Origin of the sequence: Bradyrhizobium sp. 138, assembly GCF_023074075.1 — a bacterium.
Lineage (GTDB): Bacteria > Pseudomonadota > Alphaproteobacteria > Rhizobiales > Xanthobacteraceae > Bradyrhizobium.
The window spans coordinates 187,194-210,951 of sequence record NZ_JADPKT010000022.1; the positions used below are offsets into that span (position 1 = coordinate 187,194).

General features: G+C 63.4%; 30 protein-coding genes and 1 tRNA gene. 20 read left to right on the forward strand and 11 right to left on the reverse strand.

The features are described from left to right. Window positions 1–112: 112 nt before the first annotated feature. The 6 genes from IVA79_RS12570 (at window position 113) to IVA79_RS12595 (ending at window position 4,570) form a co-directional block, all read left to right on the forward strand. Window positions 113–1,696 (forward strand): tannase/feruloyl esterase family alpha/beta hydrolase, encoded by a 1,584-nt coding sequence (locus IVA79_RS12570; RefSeq protein WP_247553289.1) that lies wholly within the window; start codon window positions 113–115, stop codon window positions 1,694–1,696. A gap of 207 nt (window positions 1,697–1,903) precedes the next feature. Next, entirely contained in the window at window positions 1,904–2,689 is a 786-nt protein-coding gene (locus tag IVA79_RS12575) for an oxidoreductase (RefSeq protein ID WP_247553291.1), read from the forward strand. A 56-nt stretch (window positions 2,690–2,745) separates the two neighbouring features. Continuing rightward, on the forward strand, window positions 2,746–3,249 hold the full coding sequence (locus IVA79_RS12580) for a hypothetical protein (RefSeq protein ID WP_247553293.1): 504 nt from the start codon (window positions 2,746–2,748) through the stop codon (window positions 3,247–3,249). A 92-nt stretch (window positions 3,250–3,341) separates the two neighbouring features. Next, entirely contained in the window at window positions 3,342–4,085 is a 744-nt protein-coding gene (locus IVA79_RS12585; protein ID WP_247553295.1) for a hypothetical protein, read from the forward strand. A gap of 34 nt (window positions 4,086–4,119) precedes the next feature. Then, window positions 4,120–4,281: a hypothetical protein gene (locus IVA79_RS12590; RefSeq protein WP_247553298.1), complete on the forward strand. Its 162-nt coding sequence runs from the start codon at window positions 4,120–4,122 to the stop codon at window positions 4,279–4,281. A 58-nt stretch (window positions 4,282–4,339) separates the two neighbouring features. Next, window positions 4,340–4,570 (forward strand): hypothetical protein, encoded by a 231-nt coding sequence (locus IVA79_RS12595; RefSeq protein WP_247553300.1) that lies wholly within the window; start codon window positions 4,340–4,342, stop codon window positions 4,568–4,570. Window positions 4,571–5,375: 805 nt separating this feature from the next. Here IVA79_RS12595 and IVA79_RS12600 read toward each other — a convergent pair. Continuing rightward, window positions 5,376–5,678 carry a hypothetical protein gene (locus IVA79_RS12600; RefSeq protein WP_247553302.1) on the reverse strand — a complete coding sequence of 101 codons (303 nt, stop codon included), beginning with the start codon at window positions 5,676–5,678 and terminating at the stop codon, window positions 5,376–5,378. Between the two features lie 105 nt (window positions 5,679–5,783). On the opposite strand from IVA79_RS12600, the gene IVA79_RS12605 reads away from it, so the two are divergent. After that, window positions 5,784–6,236: a VOC family protein gene (locus IVA79_RS12605; RefSeq protein ID WP_247553304.1), complete on the forward strand. Its 453-nt coding sequence runs from the start codon at window positions 5,784–5,786 to the stop codon at window positions 6,234–6,236. Window positions 6,237–6,523: 287 nt separating this feature from the next. Further along, on the forward strand, window positions 6,524–7,162 hold the full coding sequence (locus IVA79_RS12610) for a glutathione S-transferase (RefSeq protein WP_247553306.1): 639 nt from the start codon (window positions 6,524–6,526) through the stop codon (window positions 7,160–7,162). Between the two features lie 121 nt (window positions 7,163–7,283). Here the strand turns inward: IVA79_RS12610 and IVA79_RS12615 are convergent, their stop codons facing one another. From IVA79_RS12615 to IVA79_RS12625, 3 genes are read right to left on the reverse strand one after another with little or no spacing between them, the layout of a single operon-like run. Beyond that, the gene (locus tag IVA79_RS12615; protein ID WP_247553307.1) at window positions 7,284–7,451 is read right to left on the reverse strand and encodes a hypothetical protein; all 168 of its coding nucleotides are present in this window, start codon (window positions 7,449–7,451) and stop codon (window positions 7,284–7,286) included. A gap of 5 nt (window positions 7,452–7,456) precedes the next feature. Then, window positions 7,457–7,702 carry a porin gene (locus IVA79_RS12620; RefSeq protein WP_247553308.1) on the reverse strand — a complete coding sequence of 82 codons (246 nt, stop codon included), beginning with the start codon at window positions 7,700–7,702 and terminating at the stop codon, window positions 7,457–7,459. A 57-nt stretch (window positions 7,703–7,759) separates the two neighbouring features. Then, window positions 7,760–8,014, reverse strand: a complete 255-nt coding sequence (locus IVA79_RS12625) for a PilZ domain-containing protein (RefSeq protein ID WP_018323099.1) — start codon at window positions 8,012–8,014, stop codon at window positions 7,760–7,762. Window positions 8,015–8,237: 223 nt separating this feature from the next. On the opposite strand from IVA79_RS12625, the gene IVA79_RS12630 reads away from it, so the two are divergent. The 7 genes from IVA79_RS12630 (at window position 8,238) to IVA79_RS12660 (ending at window position 14,199) form a co-directional block, all read left to right on the forward strand. Next, window positions 8,238–8,312, forward strand: a tRNA-Glu gene (locus IVA79_RS12630). Between the two features lie 219 nt (window positions 8,313–8,531). After that, entirely contained in the window at window positions 8,532–9,158 is a 627-nt protein-coding gene (locus IVA79_RS12635) for a PilZ domain-containing protein (RefSeq protein WP_247553309.1), read from the forward strand. 121 nt (window positions 9,159–9,279) lie between these two features. Continuing rightward, window positions 9,280–10,287, forward strand: coding sequence for an acyl-CoA desaturase (locus tag IVA79_RS12640; RefSeq protein WP_247553310.1), 1,008 nt, complete (start codon window positions 9,280–9,282; stop codon window positions 10,285–10,287). A 135-nt stretch (window positions 10,288–10,422) separates the two neighbouring features. Further along, the gene (locus IVA79_RS12645) at window positions 10,423–10,665 is read left to right on the forward strand and encodes a hypothetical protein (RefSeq protein ID WP_247553311.1); all 243 of its coding nucleotides are present in this window, start codon (window positions 10,423–10,425) and stop codon (window positions 10,663–10,665) included. 525 nt (window positions 10,666–11,190) lie between these two features. Further along, window positions 11,191–12,231 carry a PrsW family glutamic-type intramembrane protease gene (locus IVA79_RS12650; RefSeq protein WP_247553312.1) on the forward strand — a complete coding sequence of 347 codons (1,041 nt, stop codon included), beginning with the start codon at window positions 11,191–11,193 and terminating at the stop codon, window positions 12,229–12,231. Between the two features lie 69 nt (window positions 12,232–12,300). Then, complete coding sequence (locus IVA79_RS12655) at window positions 12,301–12,879, forward strand: HdeD family acid-resistance protein (RefSeq protein ID WP_247553313.1); 579 nt, start codon at window positions 12,301–12,303, stop codon at window positions 12,877–12,879. A gap of 234 nt (window positions 12,880–13,113) precedes the next feature. Then, window positions 13,114–14,199 carry a 3-deoxy-7-phosphoheptulonate synthase gene (locus IVA79_RS12660; RefSeq protein WP_346658172.1) on the forward strand — a complete coding sequence of 362 codons (1,086 nt, stop codon included), beginning with the start codon at window positions 13,114–13,116 and terminating at the stop codon, window positions 14,197–14,199. Between the two features lie 70 nt (window positions 14,200–14,269). On the opposite strand, the gene IVA79_RS12665 is transcribed toward IVA79_RS12660, so the two are convergent. From IVA79_RS12665 to epmA, 3 genes are read right to left on the reverse strand one after another with little or no spacing between them, the layout of a single operon-like run. Then, window positions 14,270–14,524, reverse strand: a complete 255-nt coding sequence (locus IVA79_RS12665; protein WP_247553314.1) for a hypothetical protein — start codon at window positions 14,522–14,524, stop codon at window positions 14,270–14,272. A 43-nt stretch (window positions 14,525–14,567) separates the two neighbouring features. Continuing rightward, entirely contained in the window at window positions 14,568–15,662 is a 1,095-nt protein-coding gene (locus IVA79_RS12670; protein ID WP_247553316.1) for a lysine-2,3-aminomutase-like protein, read from the reverse strand. Beyond that, window positions 15,659–16,723: an EF-P lysine aminoacylase EpmA gene (gene epmA / locus IVA79_RS12675; RefSeq protein WP_247553318.1), complete on the reverse strand. Its 1,065-nt coding sequence runs from the start codon at window positions 16,721–16,723 to the stop codon at window positions 15,659–15,661. Before epmA ends, IVA79_RS12670 begins: the two co-directional genes overlap by 4 nt. 162 nt (window positions 16,724–16,885) lie before the next feature. Here epmA and efp point away from each other — a divergent pair, with 162 nt between their 5' ends. The 3 genes from efp to IVA79_RS12690 all read left to right on the forward strand — a co-directional run bounded on the left by efp (window position 16,886) and on the right by IVA79_RS12690 (window position 20,168). Next, window positions 16,886–17,452 carry an elongation factor P gene (efp, locus tag IVA79_RS12680; RefSeq protein WP_247553320.1) on the forward strand — a complete coding sequence of 189 codons (567 nt, stop codon included), beginning with the start codon at window positions 16,886–16,888 and terminating at the stop codon, window positions 17,450–17,452. A 24-nt stretch (window positions 17,453–17,476) separates the two neighbouring features. Then, window positions 17,477–19,099 carry a M23 family peptidase gene (locus IVA79_RS12685; protein WP_247553323.1) on the forward strand — a complete coding sequence of 541 codons (1,623 nt, stop codon included), beginning with the start codon at window positions 17,477–17,479 and terminating at the stop codon, window positions 19,097–19,099. Window positions 19,100–19,181: 82 nt separating this feature from the next. Then, on the forward strand, window positions 19,182–20,168 hold the full coding sequence (locus tag IVA79_RS12690; RefSeq protein ID WP_247553325.1) for a DUF808 domain-containing protein: 987 nt from the start codon (window positions 19,182–19,184) through the stop codon (window positions 20,166–20,168). A gap of 32 nt (window positions 20,169–20,200) precedes the next feature. Here the strand turns inward: IVA79_RS12690 and IVA79_RS12695 are convergent, their stop codons facing one another. Together IVA79_RS12695 and IVA79_RS12700 are read right to left on the reverse strand one after the other, a co-directional pair. Then, window positions 20,201–20,701, reverse strand: a complete 501-nt coding sequence (locus IVA79_RS12695; protein ID WP_247553327.1) for a cupin domain-containing protein — start codon at window positions 20,699–20,701, stop codon at window positions 20,201–20,203. 21 nt (window positions 20,702–20,722) lie between these two features. Then, the gene (locus IVA79_RS12700) at window positions 20,723–21,202 is read right to left on the reverse strand and encodes a carboxymuconolactone decarboxylase family protein (RefSeq protein WP_247553329.1); all 480 of its coding nucleotides are present in this window, start codon (window positions 21,200–21,202) and stop codon (window positions 20,723–20,725) included. A 54-nt stretch (window positions 21,203–21,256) separates the two neighbouring features. On the opposite strand from IVA79_RS12700, the gene IVA79_RS12705 reads away from it, so the two are divergent. Continuing rightward, window positions 21,257–21,775: a MarR family transcriptional regulator gene (locus tag IVA79_RS12705; protein ID WP_247553332.1), complete on the forward strand. Its 519-nt coding sequence runs from the start codon at window positions 21,257–21,259 to the stop codon at window positions 21,773–21,775. Between the two features lie 33 nt (window positions 21,776–21,808). Here the strand turns inward: IVA79_RS12705 and IVA79_RS12710 are convergent, their stop codons facing one another. Together IVA79_RS12710 and IVA79_RS12715 are read right to left on the reverse strand one after the other, a co-directional pair. Next, a complete protein-coding gene (locus IVA79_RS12710) occupies window positions 21,809–22,060 on the reverse strand; it encodes a hypothetical protein (RefSeq protein WP_247553334.1) in 252 nt (83 codons plus the stop codon). A gap of 60 nt (window positions 22,061–22,120) precedes the next feature. Further along, entirely contained in the window at window positions 22,121–22,381 is a 261-nt protein-coding gene (locus tag IVA79_RS12715) for a hypothetical protein (RefSeq protein ID WP_247553336.1), read from the reverse strand. Window positions 22,382–22,526: 145 nt separating this feature from the next. Here IVA79_RS12715 and IVA79_RS12720 point away from each other — a divergent pair, with 145 nt between their 5' ends. Beyond that, a complete protein-coding gene (locus IVA79_RS12720) occupies window positions 22,527–23,756 on the forward strand; it encodes a lytic murein transglycosylase (RefSeq protein WP_247553338.1) in 1,230 nt (409 codons plus the stop codon). Window positions 23,757–23,758 lie beyond the last annotated feature (2 nt).

The following is a 23,758-nucleotide window of genomic DNA, read 5'->3' on the forward strand; positions in this document are numbered from 1 at the left end:
CAGCTTCAGTGCAGCAGATCGGCCCGCGTGAATTAAGTGCGCCGCAATAAAATTCAGAAAGCGGCAGGGAGGAAAGATGCGGCGAAAAAGAATTGTGGCGCTTGATGATGCGATGGCTGGCCTGGGTCTGGTAGCGGCCATCATGGTCATTGCGATCTCGCCGGCACGCGCCGACGATTCCGCCAACATACCGCCCGCGCTCAAATGCGCTGACCTGACCGGCTGGAAGATGCCGGGATCGACGACAACAGTCACCAAGGCCGAGGTGGTGCCGGAGGCGCCGCCGGGGACCGTGCAGCCGTCGCCGCCAGCGCCGGCCACAATATCGGTGGCGCTGCCGCCGAACTGCCGCGCGGATGGCGTGATCGATCAGCGCGTCGGCGTCGAGGGCAAGTCCTACGCGATCGGCTTTGCCGTTGCCCTGCCCGATCGCTGGAACGGCCGGTTTTTGTTTCAGGGCGGCGGCGGTTTGAACGGCTCGATCCGGCCGCCGCTGGGTTACCACGCGGCCGGCGATGTGCCGGCGCTGGCGCGCGGCTTTGCCGTGGTCTCGACCGATAGCGGTCATCAGGGCGCGGTGTTCGATGCCTCGTTCCTGAAGGACCAGGAAGCCGCGCTCAACTTCGCCAATGCATCCGTCGGCAAGGTGACGATGGCCGCCAAGGCGATCGTCGCGCATTACTATGGCCAGCCCGCAAAACGGTCCTATTTCACGGGGTGCTCGACCGGGGGCCGCGAAGGCATGCTGGCGTCGGCGCGCTATCCCGAACAATTCGACGGCATCGTCGCCGGCGCGCCTGCGATGCGCACCGGCAATTCCAATATCGGTCTTGCCTGGGCCAACGCTGCCTTCAGCCAGATCGCGCCGAAAGATGCGTCCGGCAAGCCGGAGCCCGCCAGGACTTTTTCCGCGGGCGAGCGAAAGCTGATCACGAACGCGATCCTCGATGCCTGCGACGCCAAAGACGGCGTCAAGGATGGCCTGATCTTCGACGGCAAGGCCTGTCAATTCGATCCCGCGGTCCTCACTTGCAAGGGCGACAAGACGGATTCCTGTTTGGCGCCGCCGCAGGTCGATGCCTTGAAGAAGGCTTTTGCCGGACCGAAGAATTCACGTAACACGCAGGTCTACCCGCCGTTCCTGTGGGACAGCGGCGTAGCAGCCGAAGGCGTTGCCATTCCCGGCATCCTGACATCAGGCGCGCGCAGTCCGGTCGGACCGCCAGTTTGGGAAAGCATCGACGTCGATCAGCTCGAAGACCGGGTCAACGCAAGCGGGATGGATCGCCTCACCAACACCGCCTACTGGACCAACCTTTCGAGCTACTTCGGCCGTGGCGGCAAGCTGCTGTTTTACCACGGTGTGAGCGATCCCTGGTTCTCGGCGCTCGACACCGTGAATTACTACGAGCGCATGGCGGCGGATTCCGGCGGCATGGAATTGGTGCGGGAGAAATCGAGCCGGGCCTTCCTGGTGCCCGGCATGGGTCACTGCTCGAGCGGCGCGGCGCTCGATCGTTTCGATCTCCTCAGCGCGGTCGTGAACTGGGTGGAAGATGGCAAGGCACCCGAAATGGTGGTCGCGACGGGACCCGCCTTGCCCGGCCGCACTCGGCCGCTTTGCGCCTATCCGCAACACGCGCAGTACAAGGGGCAAGGCGATCCGGAGAGCGCGGCGAGTTTTGAGTGCAAGTAGCCGTAGGATGGGTAGAGCGAAGCGAAACCCATCGAGAGCCTTGTCGCGTGACGAAACAGGATGGGTTTCGCAGTGCTCTACCCATCCTACGACCATTGGCGACGACCTTCGGGTGCCACTCGCCCTGACTTTTGACAAGCGATCAGGCAAGGAGCTTGAATGAAAACCGCACTTGTCTTCGGCGCGACCGGCTTCATCGGCTCGCATTTGCTGCGCGACCTCCTGGATAGTCCCGACTATTCGCGGGTTGTCGCGGTGGCCCGCAAGCCGCTGGCGGTGAGCCATCCGAAGCTCACGGTGCTGATCGGCGATCTCGCTTCGCTGCCCGCACTCAAGCCGCGATTGGTTGCGGACGAGATCTTCGTTGCACTCGGGACGACGCGCAAGCACACCCCTGACGAGGCCGCGTACTACAAGATCGATCATGATTATCCGGTTTCGGCGGCCGAGATCGCCAAAGCGAACGGCACGCGGTCGGTGTTTCTGGTCACGGCTGTTGGCGCCAACGCCCGCTCCGGCGCGTTCTATCTCAGGACCAAGGGCGAGGTGGAGCGGGACATCCTCGCGCTCGATTTCGAGCACACGCATATTTTCCGCCCATCGATGATCCTCGGCGCGCGCGACGAGGACCGCCCGCGCGAACGCCTCATCATCGCGTTATGGGGCGTGCTCAATCCGCTGCTCGTCGGCCCGGCCGACCGCTATCGCGGCCTCACCGGCAACGACATCGCTCACGCCATCGCCAAAGCCGCGCGGCACCAAACCAGAAGGTGCGCACCTATCATTGGAAAGAGATGGCGGCACTGCTTCGAACGTGATGCGGAGCGTAGGATGGGTAGAGCGAAACGAAACCCATCGAGGGCCTTGTTGCGTGACGAACACGATGGGTTTCGCAAGTGCTCTACCCATCCTAAGAGCTGTCACCGTAATTCGCGATTTCGGACTTTCCTGTGCGATGTGCTCGCTTGGGCAGGACGGCCCACTATACCTTAGCCCGCAACTTCTGATAGCGTAATGATTCAAAAATCTTGCTGTTTCGGGGGGCGACTATGAGCGATGACCGTTGGGCGACCTTGTCAGACCTTTACGGCAAGATGAGGCAATCCTTCAGCGACGACCACATACGAGCTTCTCAACTAGCCAAGGTCCTACGCGTTCAGCTTGCTGATTTTCTTGGCTGCTCGCGCGATCAGGTCGTCCTCTATGAATATGATGAGCATGACTACACCTACACCCCGGAGCCAAACCCGTTCCGGGCCATCTCCATGAACAGCGACTACCGATGGTTTTTGGGGTTTGGTGTCACGCTGGAGGTCAGTCCAGAGGCTTACCCCAAGACGACCTTCCAATTTCCTGTCTGGTTCCACCTGGAAGACGACTCGACGTCGGTTGATACTTCATTCGGAGAATTTACCTTGCCGAAGGGAGACAAGGCCGACTTCTCCGAGGCTTGCACCGCAATCTACGATGGGTTGAAGACATCCTTGATGAATAGAGCCAACAGGAAGCACAACGATAAGAAGCTCGGCTTCCTGGACTTCGGGGCCGACTAACCCTTCACTACAAACCTTTTTCTCAAATGCTTCCAAGATCGTTCTCCGAAAAGGAATTGCGTCGCTTCCGCAGCATGCCCAGGACCCTTTGGGTGGTCCTGGGTGCTGGCGTTACCTTCCTGATCGCCAACATCATCAGCCTACTATCCATCGGCGGCCTGAAAATCGACCCAGGCACCGCAACGCTCTTCGGCGCCATCATCGGCTTATGCGTTGTGGCTTGGCAAACCAACCGCGGCTTCCAAAACCTCATCAGGTCTCAAGAAAACCAATCGAGGCTCGAAAGACAGGCAAGGCTCCACAGATACGAATTGGACCGTGCGGGTACCCAAGCTGATGAGGACCGCGAGAAGAGGCTGCTGCTTTCAGGTCTCCGAGCGGAAATGGTCTCCTTGCATAAAACCGCGTTCGCCACCGCCCAGACACACCACCAATTTGCACTGATCTACAAGGCGATGCACGAGCACAACGCCCCATCCACCATGAAAGAGTGGACAATCAACGGGTATAAAACCCCGTTCTACAAGGAAAACATCAGCAAGCTTGGACTTCTGGGCGTCAGCCTCGCAGCCGACGTTATCCGCGTTTACTCAATGGTCTTCGATGACCGGAAGGTGGTGTGGGAGAAAGCTGCCCCCAACTCAGTTGTTGCTGTCGCATACGCAGCGGGCGCCGTTCTGGCTTACAAGTTCAATGCCGATCTATATCACGTCTGTATGAGGATTATAGCGGTGGAGGAAGGCTCCTCCGATCCGGGCACGTTGGCAGAAACCGAGGAAAAACGTCACTCCAACCTGCCGAAACTGGAAGACATGGTTCCGGAGAAGATGTACTAGAAGCGCCCTGCGCCAGGTGCTCCAGGACGAGATTATGAGGCTCGTGCGTGAGATGCCGAGCGACTGGCGCACCATGAGCGAGGAAGCCCAGAAGCGCTTCATCACTCGCATCGACTATCTGTGCGAGAACACCCTCAAGGGCATCGCCAGGGCTCCTGGTGCTACCTCATTATTTACGATGAGAAGAACAACATGAGCCGTATTCGTCCGGAAGCGGACGCCGATGAACCGGCCCTGTTGCCTGAGACCGCCTAGTGGATGCCAATGCGACCCGCGATGCAGATGCCGCCGAACTGGCGGCTCTGTATCAGCGTGCCGAGGAGGCCGGCAAAGCGTTCTACGCGCACATGGAAGCCGGGATGCTTCTGTTTGCCGAGCTGCAGGCAGCCCGCACGGCGCGCGACGGCTTCAAGCGTGACTTCAAGGCGAAGCATATGGAACTGAAGGTAACCTACAAAGAAACGACGAATGCCGAACCGAGTTAAACGCACCATCCAGATCTCAGACGAGAGCGATTTCGAAATTCATCGCTGGGCAAAGCTGTGGGGTGTCACTGTTACTGCAGCTCGCGAGCGCTGCTATCACTACACGGCTGCCTGTTACGATCAGGTCGGCGCGGGGGACATTCCCCCAAACGAACTAGCTGCCCTTCGTTAGGCCGAAGCCAAAGTCGAAATGCTCAAAAGACCAGACCGCGAATCGCGCTGAAGAGCCTGGAGTCCATCATGCACAGACCGCGTGTCTATCATGCCTGGGGGCTCGCAAACTCGTGACCGAAATAGAGTCCAAGGCGATCCAGGATGTGCTCTAGAGCATTGTTTCTGCTTAGGAAGTAATGACTTCTGCAAAGCGCGTTACGCAGTGCGAAGCGAACAGCGCCTTCCCCATTTAGTAACAAGATATTTCATTCCGACACAGAACAAAGGTCACCCTATTGATCAGTAACCTGCTTGGTGTAAACAGATTCTAGTCCGTCCTGTTCACCTCATAATTCAAATGAAGAGGTGTGCCGTGACTGACGAATCTCCAGGATACAGATTTAGCTATCAGGACAAAAACGGTCGGTTCTCAACGAACAAGCCGGGTGTTCTGCAATGGGCTCTCGCAATTAGAATCGTACTGCAGGGCGTTGCGCCAGTGATAATCGCGAGCGGCCTTTCCTGGGCGCTCTACGCCCACGGTGGCATCGTTGCCAAGGCAGTCACAGCTTTGTTGAGAAAGTTTTGATCACCCGAACGGTGAGTGGTCCTGCGAACGCTGCAGCCCAAGCTGCGTCCGCCTCATCTTCCGTTAGATTTTGCCCCAACGATCTTTCGCCGCTGCCTGCATCTCCGGCTTCTTCGCGTTGCCCTTACCGGTGGCGTGGAGCTTCAGTTTGACGAGATTGGTCGTCGCCCAAGGGAGCCCCGCCAGCTCGCAGGCGAGTACGGCAACTCCGAGCATGGGGAAGAGCACCTTGACGCTGCTGAACTGTCCGGAGAATGGCTCTTCAATGCAGACGCCGTGCAATCCGGTCCGGCGAACGCTGGACGACCCCGTAAACGCCGACCGTCCTGCTGCCGATGTCGCCTTCAAACCGAAGTGCCTGGGCATCTAATCCTCCAACCACCTGCCCCTTGATGGACTTTACTGCTATTTATTGCCTCCGGCCGCCTCCCGCGTCTGAAAAACAACAAACGTTCTCAGGAGTTCACTGAAATGCGTTATCTCCACACCATGCTGCGCGTGCGCAATCTCGATGTCGCGCTGAAATTCTATGTTGATGCTTTCGGCTTGAAGGAGGTGCGGCGGATCGAGAACGACAAGGGACGTTTCACGCTCGTGTTCTTGTGCTCGGCCGACGATCTCGACGCGCTGAAGAAGCAGCCGCAAACGCGCGGTGCGCCGCTGGTCGAGCTCACCTGGAATTGGGATGAGGAGAAATACGGCGAGGATCGCTTCTTCGGCCATCTCGCCTACGAGGTCGACGACATCTACGCCACGTGCGAGAAGCTGCAGAAGGCTGGCGTCACCATCAACCGTCCGCCGCGCGACGGCAACATGGCCTTCGTCCGCTCACCGGATCTGCACTCGATCGAGCTGTTGCAGAAGGGCGATCCGAAGCCGCCGCAGGAGCCGTGGTTGTCGATGCCCAACACCGGCCATTGGTAAGCTTCCAGTCAGGAACAACGCCACTGGCCCGACGTTCTCCTTCCAACGAAGCCGATTGGAGGAGGATGCGATGGCGAGAGGGCTGTTGCTGTGGATGATTGGCGTGCCGATCCCGGTGATCATTTTGTTGTGGCTGTTCTTCGGCCGCTGAGCGCCAGGTTCAAATTTGCAATGAAAGCTCCGCCGCGTGCGGAGCTTTTTGCATGAGAGGCGCGCAGCAATCGCATCGCGCGTTTCTGGAAATTCCGCTATCACCCGCGCAAGCGCAACGCCGCGGGAGACGCTTCATGCCTGACACCAAGCTGACGATCTGGGGCCGCGCCAATTCGGTCAACGTGCAGAAAGTGCTGTGGTGCCTGACCGAGCTGGCCCTGCCCTATGAGCGCATCGACGCCGGCATGAGTTACGGCAGGACGCGCGAGGCCGACTATCTCGCGATGAACCCGAATGCACGGATCCCGACGCTGGTCGAGGGCGACTTCGTGCTGTGGGAATCCAATTCGATCCTGCGCTATCTCTGCCTCGCGCATGGGCGCGGCACGCCGATCTACCCGGAGGCCCCGAAGCAGCGCGCCAGCGTCGACCGCTGGCTCGACTGGACGCTGTCGACCGTGCAGCCGGTCGACCGCCCGGTGTTCTGGGGCATCGTGCGCACGGCGCCTGCCGAGCGCGACATGATCCAGGTGCAGCGCGATGCCGATGCCGCCGCCGAGGTCTGGGCCATCGCCGACCGCCTGCTCTCCTCGCGCCGCTTCGTCGAGGGCGATCAGTTCACGCTGGCCGACATCGCGCTCGGCTCCTATGCGCGGCGCTGGCTCGGTGTCGAGGGCATCTCCCGGCCGGCGCAGCCGCATCTGACGCGCTGGCTCGCCGAGCTCGGCAAACGGCCCGGATTTGCGCAGTTCGTCGCACCGCCGATGTCGTGAGCGACGACATCATGTCCCTGTTTTGCCCGACGCGTCAATTTATACTTCGCCAAATCCTAAGCGTGGGAGTGCTGGGTTTGCTACTGTGCATGGGGTTGTTTTCGCGTTTTTGTTTTGGGGCCTAGCCCCAGCCGCGCTCGACCAGCAGCACGCAGACGATCAGCACCAGCGTCACCACCGCGGTCGCCAGCCGCGCCGTCCAGCTGAAGCCGCGGCCGACCCACCACAGCAGCGCGCAGTACATCAAGACGGGAACGATGAGGTCGAGGCGCAACAGATCCGCCGGCATGGCGTTCAGCGCCTCACGGTGGTGTCGCTGCTGATCGAGCCGCCGATCTTCACGCAGGTCCCGGTGCCCTCGACCATGACGAAGCCCGGGCCGTAGGAGGCGCAGGAGCCCGCGCGCGCCTTGCCGGCCGCGCCCTTCAGCGGAACGGTCGTGCCCGCCTGCGGCCGCTCGGCAGGCGGCAGACGCAGGGCCTCCGCGGCGGCGGCGGATGTGGTCAGCAGCGAGATCAGGACGAGCAGCTTCGTGCGCATGGCGGCGTTCTAGCCCGGACCGGCGCTGCGCGCCATCGGGCCGGCCGCGGGCCGCGATCAGATGAACTTGATGCCGGCCGATTTGCCGCGGCGCCAAACCACCTGGCAGCTCCGCCCGGTGCGCGCATCGCGCGCGAAGGCGAGCCGGATCACACCCGGGAGCTGGCTGGCGTCCTCGTCCAGCGTGATCTTGGCGCCGGAGTCCGAAATGTCCTGGACCAGGCAATGCCGCGCGGCGAAGCCGCCGTCGAGCGTGATCCATGCGTGCTGCGACAGCAGCTTGCGGGCTGCGCGCTTTTTCGGCGGTGGCATTGGAAAATCTCCCGCTCCAGCGCTACGCAGGGAACCCTAAGAAACCGTTGAAATCGCCTCCTGATCATCCTGGGGCCGGCGCTATCCACCGGGGCCAAAAGACCGGTCCCGAACGGCTTGCCCGAAGCCAGAAAGGCCACTATACGTTCGCCCGCTGCAAGCCGCCGGGCCCTGTTCGGCTGGCCAGTGGCCTTGCCGGGAAAAACGGCCGGGCCCTGCGTTTGCTCCCTTCGTCTATCGGTTAGGACGCCACCCTTTCACGGTGGAGAGAGCGGTTCGATTCCGCTAGGGAGCGCCAGTGCGCCCGCGATGAACGGCGTCTCAGCGAACCGCCACCCAGCCAATCCACGATTTCCGCCTCGACAGCATACCGGATCCTTATGCCGTACTTCCCGCTGCGCGGGGAGATTGGCATTTACCTGAAATTTACCCCTGCTCATGGGCGACGGTATCATTTGCTTAGAATTTGACGACTACCGTGAAATTGCGGGAATGAACCGAAACACGATTGGCGCGCATGTCCGTCACAGAGTTCCTCAGGCAACGAGCAGTGGAAGTCACCGTGGCCGGCAGCTACTCGCTGCCGCGCTGGTACGATTGTGAGGGCAAGCTGCGCACCTTTGCCTGCCGGACCAAGCGCGTCTCGCCCTTCCGCATGATCGTGGACGTGCCTGTCGTCGGCAAGGTCGGCGAGCGCGTGACCTCCTACTTCCAGGATTTCGGCGAATTCCAATGCACCATCAGCGCGACGCTGAAGTCAGGCTTCCTGATGGAGCTCGAGATGACGCGGGCGCGCCGCGCCTGGATGTCGGAAAAGCTGACCTGGCTCGAGAAGAAGCAGAAGGACGCCAGCGTCCAGGAGCTGCGGCATGACGCGCGCTTCGTTCCGCAGGTCGCGCACACCTTCCTGACCCTCGCCGACGGCAGCATCCATCCCTGCTTCATCATCGACGTCTCCACCGCCGGCGTCGCGATATCCTGCGAGTACGATCCGCCGGTCGGAACCGCGCTTGCCGTCGGCGCCTGCGTGGGGCGGGTCATCCGCAAATTCGACACCGGCTTTGCGGTCAAATTCGCCGAAAAGCAGTCGCGGGACGACCTGGTCCGCCTCGTCGTGCGCTCGCCCCTGCAGCAGTCGGCCTGAGCCGGACCGGCCGATCTTAACTCTTCTTTAACTAAACGCTGGAGGTGGCTTCCCTCGCGCGATAGGGTGTGGCCCAGCACGTCCGCAATCATTGCGGGCCCCCCGTATCGGAAGTCCTGGAATGTCCATCGCCGACGCCGAGTTCGTCCCGGCTGAGACCACGCAGAACGCGCACCGCGCGGCCAAGCCGCAGCTTCCCCCCGGCGTCGTCACCGAGGGACCGCTGGTGCAAGCCAAGCTGCGCGAGAGCTATCTGCTGCTCGGCATCCTCTATGTCGGCGCGGTCGCCGGCATCGTCTGGGCGGTCACGCAAGGTGTCGGCAAGGTCGAGCTGTTCACGTTCGCCTGGATGTTCGCGCTGACGACGTTCGGCATCGGCGCCGGCATGCACCGCCTGTTCGTCCATCGCAGCTTCCGCACCGGCCCGATCATGCGGGTGTTCTTCTGCGCCATCGCCCAGATGGCGGTTCAGGGCTCGATCGCCAAATGGGTCGCCAACCACCGCCGCCACCATCTCTATGCCGATGACGTCGGCGATCCCCACAGCCCGCAATTCGACGGCTTCGGCAATCGCTATGTCAGCGCGCTCAAGGGTTTCCTGCACGCCCAGGGCAGCTGGGTGTTCGACCAGGCAACCACCGACAACGAATACTACGCCAAGGACATCCTCGCCGATCCCATCGCGATGTTCTTCGTGCGCACGCGCTGGGTCTGGTACGGGATGTCGGCGGTCTTCATCCCGGGCGTGATCGGCTACACCTTCGGCGGCGTACACACCATGATCGGCTGCGTGCTGTTCTCCGGCCTGCTGCGCGCTTATCTCCTGATCCTCACCAGCCAGCTCACCGGCTCGGTCTGCCACGCCTACGGCTATCGCCGCTTCGAGGTCGACGATGCCTCGACCAACGAGTTCGTGACCACGATCCTCACCTTCGGCGAGGGTCTGCACAACAACCATCACCGCTTTCCGCGGGACGCCTACATCTCGCACGCCTGGTGGGAGATCGATCTCAACGGCCTGATCATCCTGGGCCTGGAAAAGATCGGCCTCGTCCACGACGTCTTCCATGCCTCGCACCGTCAGCTGGAGCGGGCAGCCGAAGCAGAGGCAGCCTCGACGGCGCGCTGAACCGGCAGGCGGCGGCCATCCCCGGCCGTCCCGCCTCCGCATCGCTGCCCTATCGCGGCCCCATTGCGGGATCAGCTTTTGAAGGTCCGTGCCTCATGCCGGACGTCATTTGCGGACTTGCGATCGGGGGACCGAATGGCAGTCAACAAAATCACCTGGGACAGGGTCGGCCGGGTCACCGAGCCCGGACGCTACATGTACACGTTCGGCTGGCTCACCATCACCGCCGGCGATCTGGAGATCTGGAAGCTCTACCCCGAGGCCGCGTTCACGCTGCTGGCGCAACCGGGCGGGCCGGATGCGTCCCCTGGCGAAGAATTCCATCTCGGCGCCTTCGACATCGCCCCCGCCGCGCCGCCGCCGTTCACCACGCACTGAAGGCGGAAAGCGTCGGCCGTCAGGGGAACGCACGGCATGGGCATTGCTTTATCATCGCCATGATCCACATCCCCGCCGTCGACCAGGCCTTCCTGCTGTTGCTCATCGTCTTTTGCCTCGGCACGTGCCTCGTACGCGCCTTCTGGGAGCTGGAGCAGATGCGGACGCGCCGGAACGCTTCGCCGCCCCGCGGGCGCATAACGAAGCGCGGCTAGCTAGCCGGCTCGGGAGCTGCCCGAAGCGGCGACATGCGCAGACACCTGCATGGCCAAGCGAAGAAAACTGTGCATTCCCTTGATCTGACTTACCAATCGCGCCCGGGCAGATGGTCGCGCGGCCATTGCCATGGATGACGAACGAGTTCTGTCATGCGATTGATTGCGCTTGTATTCTGCGCCTTTCGCGGGCGGCGGCAGATGAACGAAAGCTGTCGCGCCCGTTAAGCGAGCCGACAGCGAGCGCATGACACATGGTCGCATCGGTGAATGTAGATAAGCGGACCAAGGGAACCTATTTTCGGCGCCGATGTACCTGATCGAAGCGTTGCCCACCGTCATCGGAACTGCCGCCATCGCCCCGGCGCTGCTGATGCTGTGGCTTGTCATCGCCGCTGAAGAGCGCCCTGGCCCGCCCGCTCAGGTCTGGACCGCATTCCTGTTAGGGGCCGCCAGCATCTCGCTGCTGGGCCTCGCCCGTGCCCCCTTCGCCAAGATGGTCGCCGCTCCGGACGACCCCTGGGCGGCGCTCGCCATGCATTCGGTCTTCGGCGTCGCGCTGCCGGAGGAAGCCGTCAAGGTGATCGCCATCGTGGCGGTCGCCTCGACCAAGCGGCGGACTTTCGCCAACCCGATGGACACCGTGGTCTATGGCGCCGCGGTCGGCCTCGGCTTCGCCGCCTACGAGAACCTGGCCTATCTGGTTCAGCACGCCGAGATGTGGCGCTCGCTGGCGGCATTGCGTAGCGTGCTGACGGTGCCGTTCCACGGCGCGCTCGGCATCATCGCGGGCGCTTACCTGACCATCGCGCGCGCCGGCACCGCGCTGGGCGCCAACCGCCACCATCGCGACTGGGCCCGCCTCTCCAGCCGGCTCTTGATCTTCGCGGGGCCCCTTGCGCTGCATTCGGCGTTCGACTTCCCGCTGCTGACCCTCCAACGTATGCCGGACCTCGATCCCAGCTTGCGGATGTGGCTGGGGGCTGCGAGCCTCTTGATCGGCTTCAGCTCGATCGCCTTCGCCATCCGCCTGGTCCGGCGCGTCGCCCGCCACCACGCACCGCGGACCGATGTTGCGCGGGAGCGGCTCAGCCAGCTTCGCCGGATGTGGGCGCTGCTGCTTGCCGGCGGCGGCGTCGGCTTTCTCGGGCTCGCCTTCGTGCTGACCTCGATCCACCACTGGCTCATCAATCCCGAACGCAATCTGACGCTGGCCCTGATCCCGATCGGTTTCGTCTCGATCCTGCTCGGCCTTGCGCTTCTGATTGTCACGACGGCGATCTACATTCTCGGCCGCAACCGCATCCGCACCAGCGCGGATGGTTTTTCCTCGGCGCCCGGCGGCGGTTGAACCAGCGCATGGCAAGCGCGCCATGGGCCGACTAGATAGGATGCACTCCTCTCGTTCCGGAGCCTGCCGATGACATCGCCTGAGGATTTTACCCGACTGCAATCCGCGATGAACCAGACGGTCATGACGCATTGGAAGGCCTTCCTGTTCGAAGGCATCCTGCTCGCCGTTCTCGGCGTCGCGGCGCTGGTCCTGCCGCCGCTCGCGAGCCTTGCGATCGCGATCTTCCTCGGCTGGATGTTCCTGATCAGCGGCATCGGCGGCCTGATCGTGACTTATTGGGCGCGCAGCACCCCAGGCTTCTGGTGGTCGCTGATTTCGGCTGCGCTCGCCGTGCTCGCCGGCCTCTTGCTGCTGGCCCGGCCGATCCAGGCCGTGTTGACGCTGACCATCGTGCTTGGCGCCTACTTCCTCGCCGAGGGCGTCGCCACCATCATGTACGCGCTGGAGCATCGGCGCGAGCTGAGCAGCCGCTGGTCGTGGCTCCTGATCTCGGGCCTCCTCGACATCGCGATCTCGTTCATGGTGATCACGGGGCTGCCGAGCTCGGCAGAATGGGCCCTCGGCATTCTCGTCGGTATCAACCTGCTGTTCGGCGGCGCCAGCCTGATCGGCATGGCGATGGCGGCGCGCAACAGCAACACCTGAGGCGTCTCGTCGCCGGCCGCGCCGATTGGGGGGTGACAAGGCGCCAATGCCGCGCTATATGGCCTGCCATGATCACCGTCGCCACCAGCTATTTTTGGTACTTTAGCTACGACAGCTCGCTGGCGGCAGGAGGATCGCGCTCAATCTGAATATTGAAGCAAACGTCCGAACAAGCCGCCAGACCTGGCGGCTTTTTTATTGGCCGGCAGGTTGTCAAAACGACAGGAGCCCGCCGTGCTGAGCACGACCGACGATCTTCGCATCCGTGAACTGAAAGAATTGAGCACGCCCGACGAGGTGATGCGGGCGGTGCCGCGCACGCTCACTGCCACCCGTGTGGTGATGGCCGCGCGCAACGCCGTCCATGCCATCCTCACCGGCCAGGACGACCGCCTTCTGGTCGTGGTCGGTCCCTGTTCGGTGCATGATCCCAGGGCCGCGCTCGACTACGCCGAGCGCCTCGCACGCTTGCGCGAGGACCTCGCCGATCAGCTCGAGATCGTGATGCGGGTCTATTTCGAGAAGCCGCGCACCACGGTCGGCTGGAAAGGCCTGATCAACGATCCCGATCTCGACGGCAGCTTCGACATCAACAAGGGCCTGCGGCTGGCGCGCAACGTGCTGTCAGCGGTGAACAATCTCGGCCTGCCCGCTGGCACCGAATTCCTGGACATGACCACGCCGCAATACATCGCCGACCTCGTGTCCTGGGCCGCGATCGGCGCGCGCACGACCGAGAGCCAGATCCACCGCGAGCTGGCTTCCGGGCTGTCGTGCCCAGTCGGCTTCAAGAACGGCACCGACGGCAACGTGCGCATTGCCGCCGATGCGGTGAAATCAGCCACGCATCCGCATCATTTCATGGCCGTCACGAAGCTTGGCCGCTCGGCGATCGCCTCGACCGCCGGCAACGAGGATTGCCACATCATCCTGCGCGGCGGCAGCAAGCCGAACTATGACGCGGCAAGCGTTGCGGCGGCCTGCAACGAGCTGGCGAAATCCGGCGTCGCGCCGCTGGTGATGGTGGATGCGAGCCACGCCAATTCGAGCAAGGAGCCCGAGAACCAGCCGCTGGTGATGAGCGACATCGCCGGTCAGATCTCCGGCGGCGAAAACCGCATCATGGGCGTAATGATCGAGAGCAATCTCGTCGCCGGCCGCCAGGACGTGGTGCCGAGCAAGCCGCTCGTCTACGGCCAGAGCATCACCGACGGCTGCATCGATTGGCCAACAACAGCGACCGTGCTCGAGCAGCTCGCCGATGCGGTCGAGATCCGCCGCAACACAAGCCGCGCCGGATTGCACGAGCGTTCGGCTTAGGAAAGACGCGGCGAAGTGTCAGTCGCTTGCTCGGATCCTTACCTCTCCCCAGCGGGGAGAGGTAAGATACTTAGCAGCCGCGGCAAATGCTCTTGATCTTGCGATCGAGCTCCGCGTCTTCCTTGTTCACGGGGTTATTCGGATTGCTCAGATTCTTCTCGCTCGGCACGTCGGCCGCGCGGGGCTGGCGGTGACCGACTGGTGCCGGCAGCACCGAGCCGGAGGACGCTCCGCCGGAGGTCGATCCCTTGGAGCCGCCGGTCTGTGCGACCGCCGCGCCGCCAAGCAAGACCACGAGCGATGCAGCCACCATGATCTTCTTCATTTCCACTTCTCCATTCTCAAGCCGGCGCGCGCCCCATCACCGCTCAGGTCTCGGGCGGATAGAGATGAACGTCGCCGCAATAGTCCACGATACGATAGCTCGTTTCGGCTCCCGCTTCACCCGCATCGGGTGCGGTATTTTGCGGCGCCAAGACGTAGCTCGGCCCCACCGGCGATTTGCCGGCGCCGCCGGGAATGTCGATGACATAGTCCGGCTGGCACAGTCCTGACACCCGCCCGCGCAACTGACGCATCAGATCCTGCCCCTGCGCCAGCGTCGTGCGCAGATGCGCAGTGCCCGGCGCCAGATCGCCGTGATGCAGGTAATAGGGCTTGATCCGGCATTCGACGAAAGCTCGCATCAAATCCGACAGAGCGGCGATGGTGTCATTGACCCCGCGCAAAAGCACGGACTGGCTCACCAGCGGAATTCCGGACTCGACGAGCCGCGCGCAGGCGGCGCGCGCCGGCCCCGTCAGTTCACGCGCATGGTTGGCATGCACGGCCACCCAGGTGGTCGCGCCCTCAACCTTGAGCGCTGCGACCATCTCGTCGCTGATGCGTGCGGGATCGGCCACGGGCACGCGGGTGTGAAGGCGGATGATCTTGACGTGATCGATGGCCGCGAGGTCGGTCATGATCTCGCTCATCCGCCGCGGCGACAGCATCAGCGGATCGCCGCCGGTCAGGATCACTTCCCAGATCTCGTGATTCGAACGGATGTAATCGATCGCCGCGCGATAGGCGCTGTCCGACAGCGCGTTGTCCTTGCCGGGCCCCACCATCTCGCGGCGGAAGCAGAACCGGCAATAGACCGCGCAGACGTGAACGAGCTTGAACAAGACCCGATCGGGATAGCGGTGCACGATCCCGGGAACCGGCGAATGCGGGTGATCGCCGATCGGATCGACGTTCTCGCCCGGCTGCATCTCCAATTCGTGTGCACTCGGAACGAATTGCCGCGCGATCGGATCGTCAGGGTCGGACGTCTCGATCAGTTCGACCAGCGCCGGCGTGATCGCCACCGCATAGCGCGCGGCAACACGTTCGAGCGCCGGCAGCGCTGCTGCGGGCGCCAGACCTTCGGCGACGAGCTCGGCCGGCTCGCGCAGCGTGCGTGCAAGGTTCGTCTTCGTCATGTCTCACTTGACGTTTCATTTGAAGGCGGTGTCCACACCACCTGGTCAATTCGTGATGCGCCGCTCGCCAGCATCACCAGCCGGTCGAAGCCGAGTGCAACGCCGCTCGCCTCCGGCATTGCCGCAACTGCGGCCAGAAAGTCCTCGTCCAGCGGATAGGCTTCGCCGTAGCGGCGCTGCTTCTCCGTCATCGATTCCGTGAAGCGTTTGCGCTGCTCCTCGGCGTCGGTCAGTTCCCCAAAGCCGTTGGCGAGCTCGACGCCGCACGCATAGACCTCGAAGCGCTCGGCAACCCTGGGATCCCCAGTCTTCACCCGTGCCAGTGCCGCCTCTGGAGATGGGTATTCGAACAAGATGGTCAAACGCCCCTGCCCCAGATGCGGCTCGACATGCTCGACCAGGACCTTGCTGAAGATGTCGGACCAGGTGTCGTCGCCGGCAACCCGGACCTTGCCGCCAGCCGCTTCGGCAAGCGCGGCACGGTTACCCTCGCCGCCCGAGATTGTCGACAGCAGATCGATGCCGGCAAACCGCTCGAAGGCACCCGCGACCGTCACAAGTTCCGGCTCGGCGAAGGGGTCGGCAGTCCGGCCGCGGAAGGCGAAAGTTTCGATGCCGGTCGCCTGCGCCGCGCGGGCGATGACGACGACGCAATCGGCCATGATGGCGTCATAGGGGGCGCCTGCCCGATACCATTCCAGCATGGTGAATTCGGGCAGATGCAGGTCGCCGCGCTCGCGGTCCCGGAACACCCGGGCGAGCTCGAAGATCCGCATCTCGCCCGCCGCCAGCAGCTTCTTGCAGGCGAATTCGGGCGAGGTCCGCAAATATCGGCTGACGCGGCTGCCGTCCGGCCGCATGATCTCGGTCCGGGGGGCGTGCAGATGGGTCTCATTGCCCGGGGAGACCTGGAGGACGGAGGTTTCGACCTCGACGAAGCCCTGCTCTGCGAAAAAGCCCCGTATTGCGCCGGTAATGGCCCCCCTCGCCCTCAGGAACGGCCGCCGGTCGAGGTGGCGGTCTGGCGACCAGAACGGTGAGATGGGCTTGTCCCCAGCCATTAACCGACCACCCCAGCCCCGAGCAAAACGCTGGCATCTAACGGCAAAATCAGTATGTTGCGGCCCGAAACGGGCGCCGAGGTCCGATTTGAGACCCCAACTCCCCCATCGATTTGACCACGTCCTGGCCGGTGCCGGGCCAAGCAAGCAGGAAATATAGCTTTGAGAGTCATCGCCAGTTCTATTCGCAAAGGCAACGTCATCGAGCAAGACGGCAAGCTCTATGTCGTCGTCAGCGCCGAAAACATCCACCCCGGCAAGGGCACCCCGGTCAGCCAGATCGAAATGCGCCGAATCTCGGACGGGGTAAAGATCTCCGAACGCTACAAGACCACGGACCAGGTCGAAAAGGCCACCATCGAAGAACGCAATTACACCTTCCTGTATGAAGATGGTGACGGCTACCACTTCATGAACCCGGAGACCTACGATCAGGTCCAGGTCTCCAAGGACGTCGTCGGCGATGCCGCCGCGTATCTTCAGCCGGACATGACCGTCAAGCTGTCGACCCACGACGTCAACGTGGTGTCGCTGGCGCTTCCGCAGCGCGTGACGCTGGAAGTGGTCGAGACCGAGCCGGTGACCAAGGGCCAGACCGCCTCCTCCTCCTACAAGCCCGCGGTGCTTTCCAACGGCGTGCGCACCACCGTGCCGCCGCACATTTCGGTCGGCACCCGCATCGTGGTGATGACCGAAGACGGCTCCTACTCCGAGCGCGCCAAGGACTGACGGGGCACAGAGCGGTCGCAACAGGTGGCGCCGGGGGGCGAGACAGTGGTTGGGAACGGTTTCCGCTTCGTCTCGCAAATTCTGGCGTCGCTTTCGCTCCTCATTGCTTCTCCGCTCGCTGCGGATGAATTCCGCAGCCCCTCGCTCACGGCCCTGCGCGTCGACTGGCGCGCAGCGCTCGACCAGTTCCGCACCGAGATCAACAGCCGCCCCCGGGTCGCGGAGGATTTCATCTTCGCACCTCGCCGTTCGGTGCCGCGCTACGATCCGCGCGCGACGCCCGCACTGGTGCAGCTCAACGCGGTCTCGTCGCGCTTCTTCACCGGCATCACCCGCAGTCCCGTGCCCGTGCTGCTGCCGTTCGATGCCACCGCGTACCTCGAGGCGCAGCGCAGCGGCGCGCCGGCGACGCTCGCGCTGTCGCGTTACCAGGCGGACTTCAATCCCGTCGACATGTTCGATGCCGGCCCCGCCGGCTACAGCGCGAGCTTTTCGCTGGATCCTGGCGCCGGTGACGGCATGCCGAGCCGCGTGTTCACACGGCCGGTCGAGGTGCAGATCACGGGATCGGCGCTCGTCTACGACATCGCCGATCCCTCGGGAGGCAAGGGCGAGCCGGTTAAACCTCTCGCGACGACCTATCCGGACCTGCGCAGATTCATTCGCGAAGGCTATGTACGCTACGCATTCACCCGTTTCGGCGCCGCCTATGTCGTATCGATCCAGTGCCTCGACAGCGTCGCCAAGCCGCGGCGGCTCGCCTGCAAGGAAGCCTATCCCGTCGCCGAGCGCTTCCTGAAGGCCCTGCGTGTCGCCGGCGGCCAGCGCATGCGGCCATTGATGGACATCGCCTCCAACATCCTCGATCGTCCGGCGGCGCGTTCACCGGACTTCAGCTACCGGCCGAGCGGCGACATCATCCCCAACACCGGCTACCGCAAGCAGGGCGGCCATCCCGACATGATGGCCTATGCCCAGATTCGTTTTCCCCTCGAAAAGGCCCCCGCTTTCGTGCGCTCGCAATCCTACCGCAAGCGCGACAAGAGCGACGGTCCGACCGCCTCTCCCTGGCGCGACAATTTCTGCGAGTCGCGCAGTTTCGAGGTGTGGCAATGTGGCGGAGGCTACGGACATCAGGGCGAGGACATCCGCGCCGCCGACTGCCCCCAGCCCGGCGAAGGCCGCGAGCCCTGCGATCCCAAGCAGCGCGCCGTTGTCGCCGTGCGTGACGCAATCGTGATCCGCGGAGCTAAGGACCAAGCCGCGACCCTGCAAGTCAACAGCCGCACCGAGCACATCCGTTTCCGCTACATGCACATGAACCCGCAGGCGCTGAACGCCGACGGCGTGGTCAATGGCCGCATCGTCATCGAGGGCGAGAAGATCGGTGTGATCTCGAACTATCTCGACCATCCCGCCGGCACGTCGATGCACCTGCATTTCGACGTGCAGGTGTTCACGCGCGACGGCTGGGTCTGGGTCAGTCCCTACGTCACCCTGGTCTCCGCCTATGAACGCCTGGTCCGCGCCCGCGGACGCGAGGTCGGCCCGGAGATCGCAGTCACGGCGCAGCCGGTCGCCCATGCGCTGCCGGACGACGTGATCAAGCCGGACCTGCGCGAGGGATCGAGCGGCGAGGAGAATTGAGGACTTACTCGTTCCAATGCGGGGCGATGCAAGAAACCGTGTCGCTGATGCCGCCGGCTCGAACGAACAAGGAATAGGGTTGATGAGCCTCGGACTGATCGGTCTTCTCGACGATATCGCGGCGATCGCAAAGGTGGCAGCAGCCTCGCTCGACGATGTGGCAAGTCAGGCCGCCAAAGCAGGCACCAAGGCGGCCGGTGTGGTCATCGATGACGCGGCCGTCACGCCGAACTACGTCATCGGCGTTGCTTCGAAACGCGAACTGCCGATCGTCGGCAAGATTGCGGTCGGATCGCTGCGCAACAAATTGCTGGTCCTGCTCCCCATTGCTCTGTTGCTTGGCTATTTCCTTCCCGCCGCGGTCACGCCGCTGCTCATGCTGGGCGGAGCCTTTCTCTGCTACGAGGGTGCCGAGAAGGTGCTCGAAGCCGTGCTGCCGCATCATGCGCGCCACCACGAGGCTCAGCTCCAGCCGATTGCGTTGAATGCCCGGTCGGTCGAGGACGAGAAGGTCGCGAGCGCCATCAAGACCGATTTCATCCTGTCGGCGGAGATCATGGCGATCACGCTGGCAGCCCTCCCGGCTGGCAGCATCTGGACGCAGGCACTGGTGCTGGCGCTGGTTGGCTTCCTTATCACTGCCGGAGTCTACGGCGTTGTGGCCCTGATCGTGAAGGCGGACGATGTTGGCCTGGCCCTTGCGCGCCATGACAGCGCCTCGATCATTGGCGGCGCGATCCGCTTGCTTGGACGTGCGCTCGTCCGCGGTATGCCCACCTTCCTGACAGTGCTGAGCACCATCGGCACCGCGGCCATGATCTGGGTCGGCGGCGGCATCATCCTGCACGGCATCGAAAAATACGGTCCGCCCGTGGTCGGCCACACGGTCCATGCCGCAACCGAGGCCGCCGCACATGCCCTTCCATCCGTTGCCGGCATCATCGAATGGTCGGTCGAGGCGGCCATCTCAGGCGTGTTTGGACTGGCGATCGGCGCACTTGCGATTCCCGTCGTCGAATACGGACTTTCACCGGTATGGAAACGGTTGCGGCGATCGCCGCCGACCTGAACATGGCCGTATCCGCGGATTGCGCGTACCAGCTACTCCAAGAACGTCGTGAGCTGCGCACCCTCATCGGCCACGAACACCGCGATCAGCTCTGCCGGCTCGGTCATGCTCGCGTTGGCGGAGACCAGATGCGTCGAGCCCGGCGGCTCGAAGAACGACTGGCCGACGCCGAACGTCTCGACCGGACCGCCGCCGAGTTGAGACCGGATCTCACCCTTGGTGACGTAGGCCGTGACGGATCCCGAGTGACGATGCGGACGCGTAAATCCGCCCGGGCCATAGAACACGCGCACGACGGTGACGCGCTTTCCTGGGACGTTCGGTAGTGCGTAGGACCCGATCGGTTCGACCTTGTCGAGCGGCGACCCCTCCGCGGCCGTGGCGCAGAGCGGGGCCAGCACACCTGAGACGGTGTCCATCGTCATCGGCAGCGCTTTGCCGATCGCCAGCGCGCAGGCGAGCCCTGCGACGACAGCAAATGTCGTCGAACGTGACACCGGACGCTGCACGGCAGAATAGGCCATTGCTGTCATCGTGACCTCCTCTCACGCCGATCAGGATGCCGCAGCGGTCGCGGCCACCGGCCGCGCCGCCGGCGTCCAGCGAAACGCAGCACCAAAACGGTTCCAGACGTTGATCGAAGTGACCGCCGAGGTCAGGTACATCAACTCGGTCTCGGAAAACTCACGACCAGCCTCGGCGTAGACCTCGTCGCTGACGCCGTCGGGCAGCAAGGTCAATGCCTCCGCCCAGGCCAGCGCCGCGCGCTCGCGCGCGGAGAAGATCGGCGCCTCGCGCCAGACCGCGACCAGATGGAGCTTGTCGGCGGGAACGCCGATCCGTTCCGACAGCAGGACATGGTGCTGCACGCAGAAGGCGCAGCCGTTGATCTGCGAGGCGCGCAGCTTGACGAGCTCGATGAGCTGCTTGTCGAGGCCGGCCTTGGTTGCAAGCTGACCGAGCGCCAGAACCAAATCGTAGACGTCGGGCGCGATCTTCTTGAAATCCTCGTATTCGCTGCGGGCGTGTGACATTGCCGTTCACCTCGTCTTATTGTATGAATGCTTACATCTTATAAGAGCTCTTATATGTCAGGCAAGACCGCTGCCATCACAAGATCGAAAATCGCCCGCGAGGCCGCTGCCGGCGCGGTTCGCGTTCCCGCGCCCGGAGAAGGCAAGCGCGGCGAGCAAGGCTATCTCGGCTATCTCTTGCGGCAGGCCCATGCTGCGGTCCGCCTGACGATGGAGCGTACCCTCGCCGATCTCGGCGTGACATCGCCGCAATTCGCGGTGCTGACCATGCTCAACGCCTATCCGGGACTATCAGGCGCCGACGTCGCCCGCCTCACCTTCCTGACGCCCCAGACCGTCGGCGTCATCATTCGCAACCTCGAACGTGACGGCGCGATTGTGATGACGCCGCACCCCGTCCACGGCCGCATCCAGCAATGGACGCTGACGCCACGCGGTGCGACGCTACTGAAGGCCTGCAGGGAGCGTGTGATCGCGCTGGAGAAGCGTCTCGCCCGAGGTTTGGATACCAAGGCGGAGGCGAGCATTCGCCGTTGGCTCGCCGGCATCGCGGCTGATTTGCAGGAGGATTAGGCGGGCTTTGCGCGCTCTCCGTTCAACGGAGGGCTACCCGCCCTTCAGCACATCCTTGACCTCGCCGTCGGGCCAGGACTCGCCCGCAGCAATCACGCGCACGCGGGTTCGATCCGTGCCATTCACCAGCACATGCGAACTCATCCGGTCGCCGCTCGGCTCCAGGTGCAGATCGGTTTCGGGCTTCCAGCTCAATGTGGTCGCGAGATCGCCGGGAAATATCTGCCATTGCGATCCGTCGTCGAGCTCGACGACATGGCTTTCCGCATGTGCGTGTATCTTCATTCCACCCCGAATCTCGATGAACAGAACGAGCCCCGGCGCTCCGGCCGGGGCCCTGCTCCATCAGTCGTTGTCGTGATGAATCACGGTCTTTTCGCGATTGCCGAATTCATCTTCCTTCTTGATCACCGTGGTGCGGTCGGCAGGCTCGCGCTCCTTGATGACGGTGGTGCGGTCGCGATCGCGGTCCCGCTCGCGATATTCATGGGATTGGCCAACCGTCACGCCCGCGTCGGCCGGACCGACGTGAATGCCGACTTCGTCCGCGAACGCAGGCGCTGCGATGGCGGTGGCCATGGCAGCGGCAAACAGAGATTTCCTCATCCTGTCCTCCTCGTATGGTGCGGGAGGAATGCAGGAGTGCGACAGTTGTTCCGACGAAATGACCGATCCCGGCCGCGTGGAATCCATCGCATCGCTGTTCCAGGAACCGACTCACACACGCCACGTTTCCGGCTAGAATGCGCCCATGAAGCACGCTGATTCCTCGTCCCGTCCAACGCGCCGCGCCCTGCTCCAGTCGACACTCGGTGCAGCGGCTGTGCTCGCACTTCCGGCACGCGCCCTCGCCGCACCTCCCGGCTTTGACGAATGGCGCGAAGCCTTTCGCCCACGTGCGATGGCGAAAGGCATTTCTGCCGCAACCTGGCAGCGCGCAATGGCACGGGTCGAGCCCGACATGAGCGTGTTCAAGCAGATGCGCAGTCAGCCCGAATTCCACGAGCAGATCTGGCAATACATCAACCGCCGCGTTTCCGACTGGCGCATCATCAACGGCAAGATCGCCCTGAAGAACAACGAGGCGCTACTTGCGCGCATCGAGCGCGATTTCGGCGTCGAGCGTGGCACGCTGCTGGCGCTGTGGGGCGTCGAGTCCGCCTATGGCGATCCCCTGGTGCAGCAGAACCACATGACACCGGTGTTTCCCTCGCTGGCCGCGCTCGCCTGGAACGAGCCGCGCCGCAAGGCCTATTGGGAGACCGAGCTGATCAACGCGCTACGCATCGTCGACAAGGGCTGGAGCACGCCGGAGCAGATGCAGGGTTCCTGGGCCGGCGCGATGGGGCATTCGCAATGGATGCCGGAAGTCTGGCTCAATGTCGGCATCGACTATGACGGCGACGGCAAGGTCTCGCCGTTCGGCAAGCCCGACGACGCGCTGGGCTCGACCGCCAAATATCTCGTCAACCGCGGCAAATGGCATCGCGGCGAGCATTGGGGCTATGAGGTCCGCGCGGCCGGCAATATGAGCGGCAGCCGCACCTATGCGGCATGGCAAGCGGCCGGCGTCAGCCGTGCCGACGGCCAGCCGTTCCCGCAACCGAATGCATCCGCGCAGATGTGGACGCCGGTCGCGGGCGGACCGACCTTCTTGTTGGGACCGAACTTTTACTCGGTGAAGAGCTACAATCCCTCGATGAACTATGCGCTGGCGATCTGCCATCTCGGCGACCGCTGCCTGGGCGCGCCGCCCTTCATCCAGCCCTTCCCCGGCTCAGAGCGCGCGCTGACGCTGGCCGAAGTGCAGGAGATGCAGACGCGCCTGACCAAGGCTGGCTTCGACACTGGCGGCACCGACGGCCGCGTCGGCAACGACACCATGAAGGCGGTCAAGGATTTTCAGCAGCGCGCCGGGATCACGCCGGCGGACGGCTATGGCGGGTTGAAGGTGCTGGCCAAGTTGCGGCAGGGGTCGTAGGC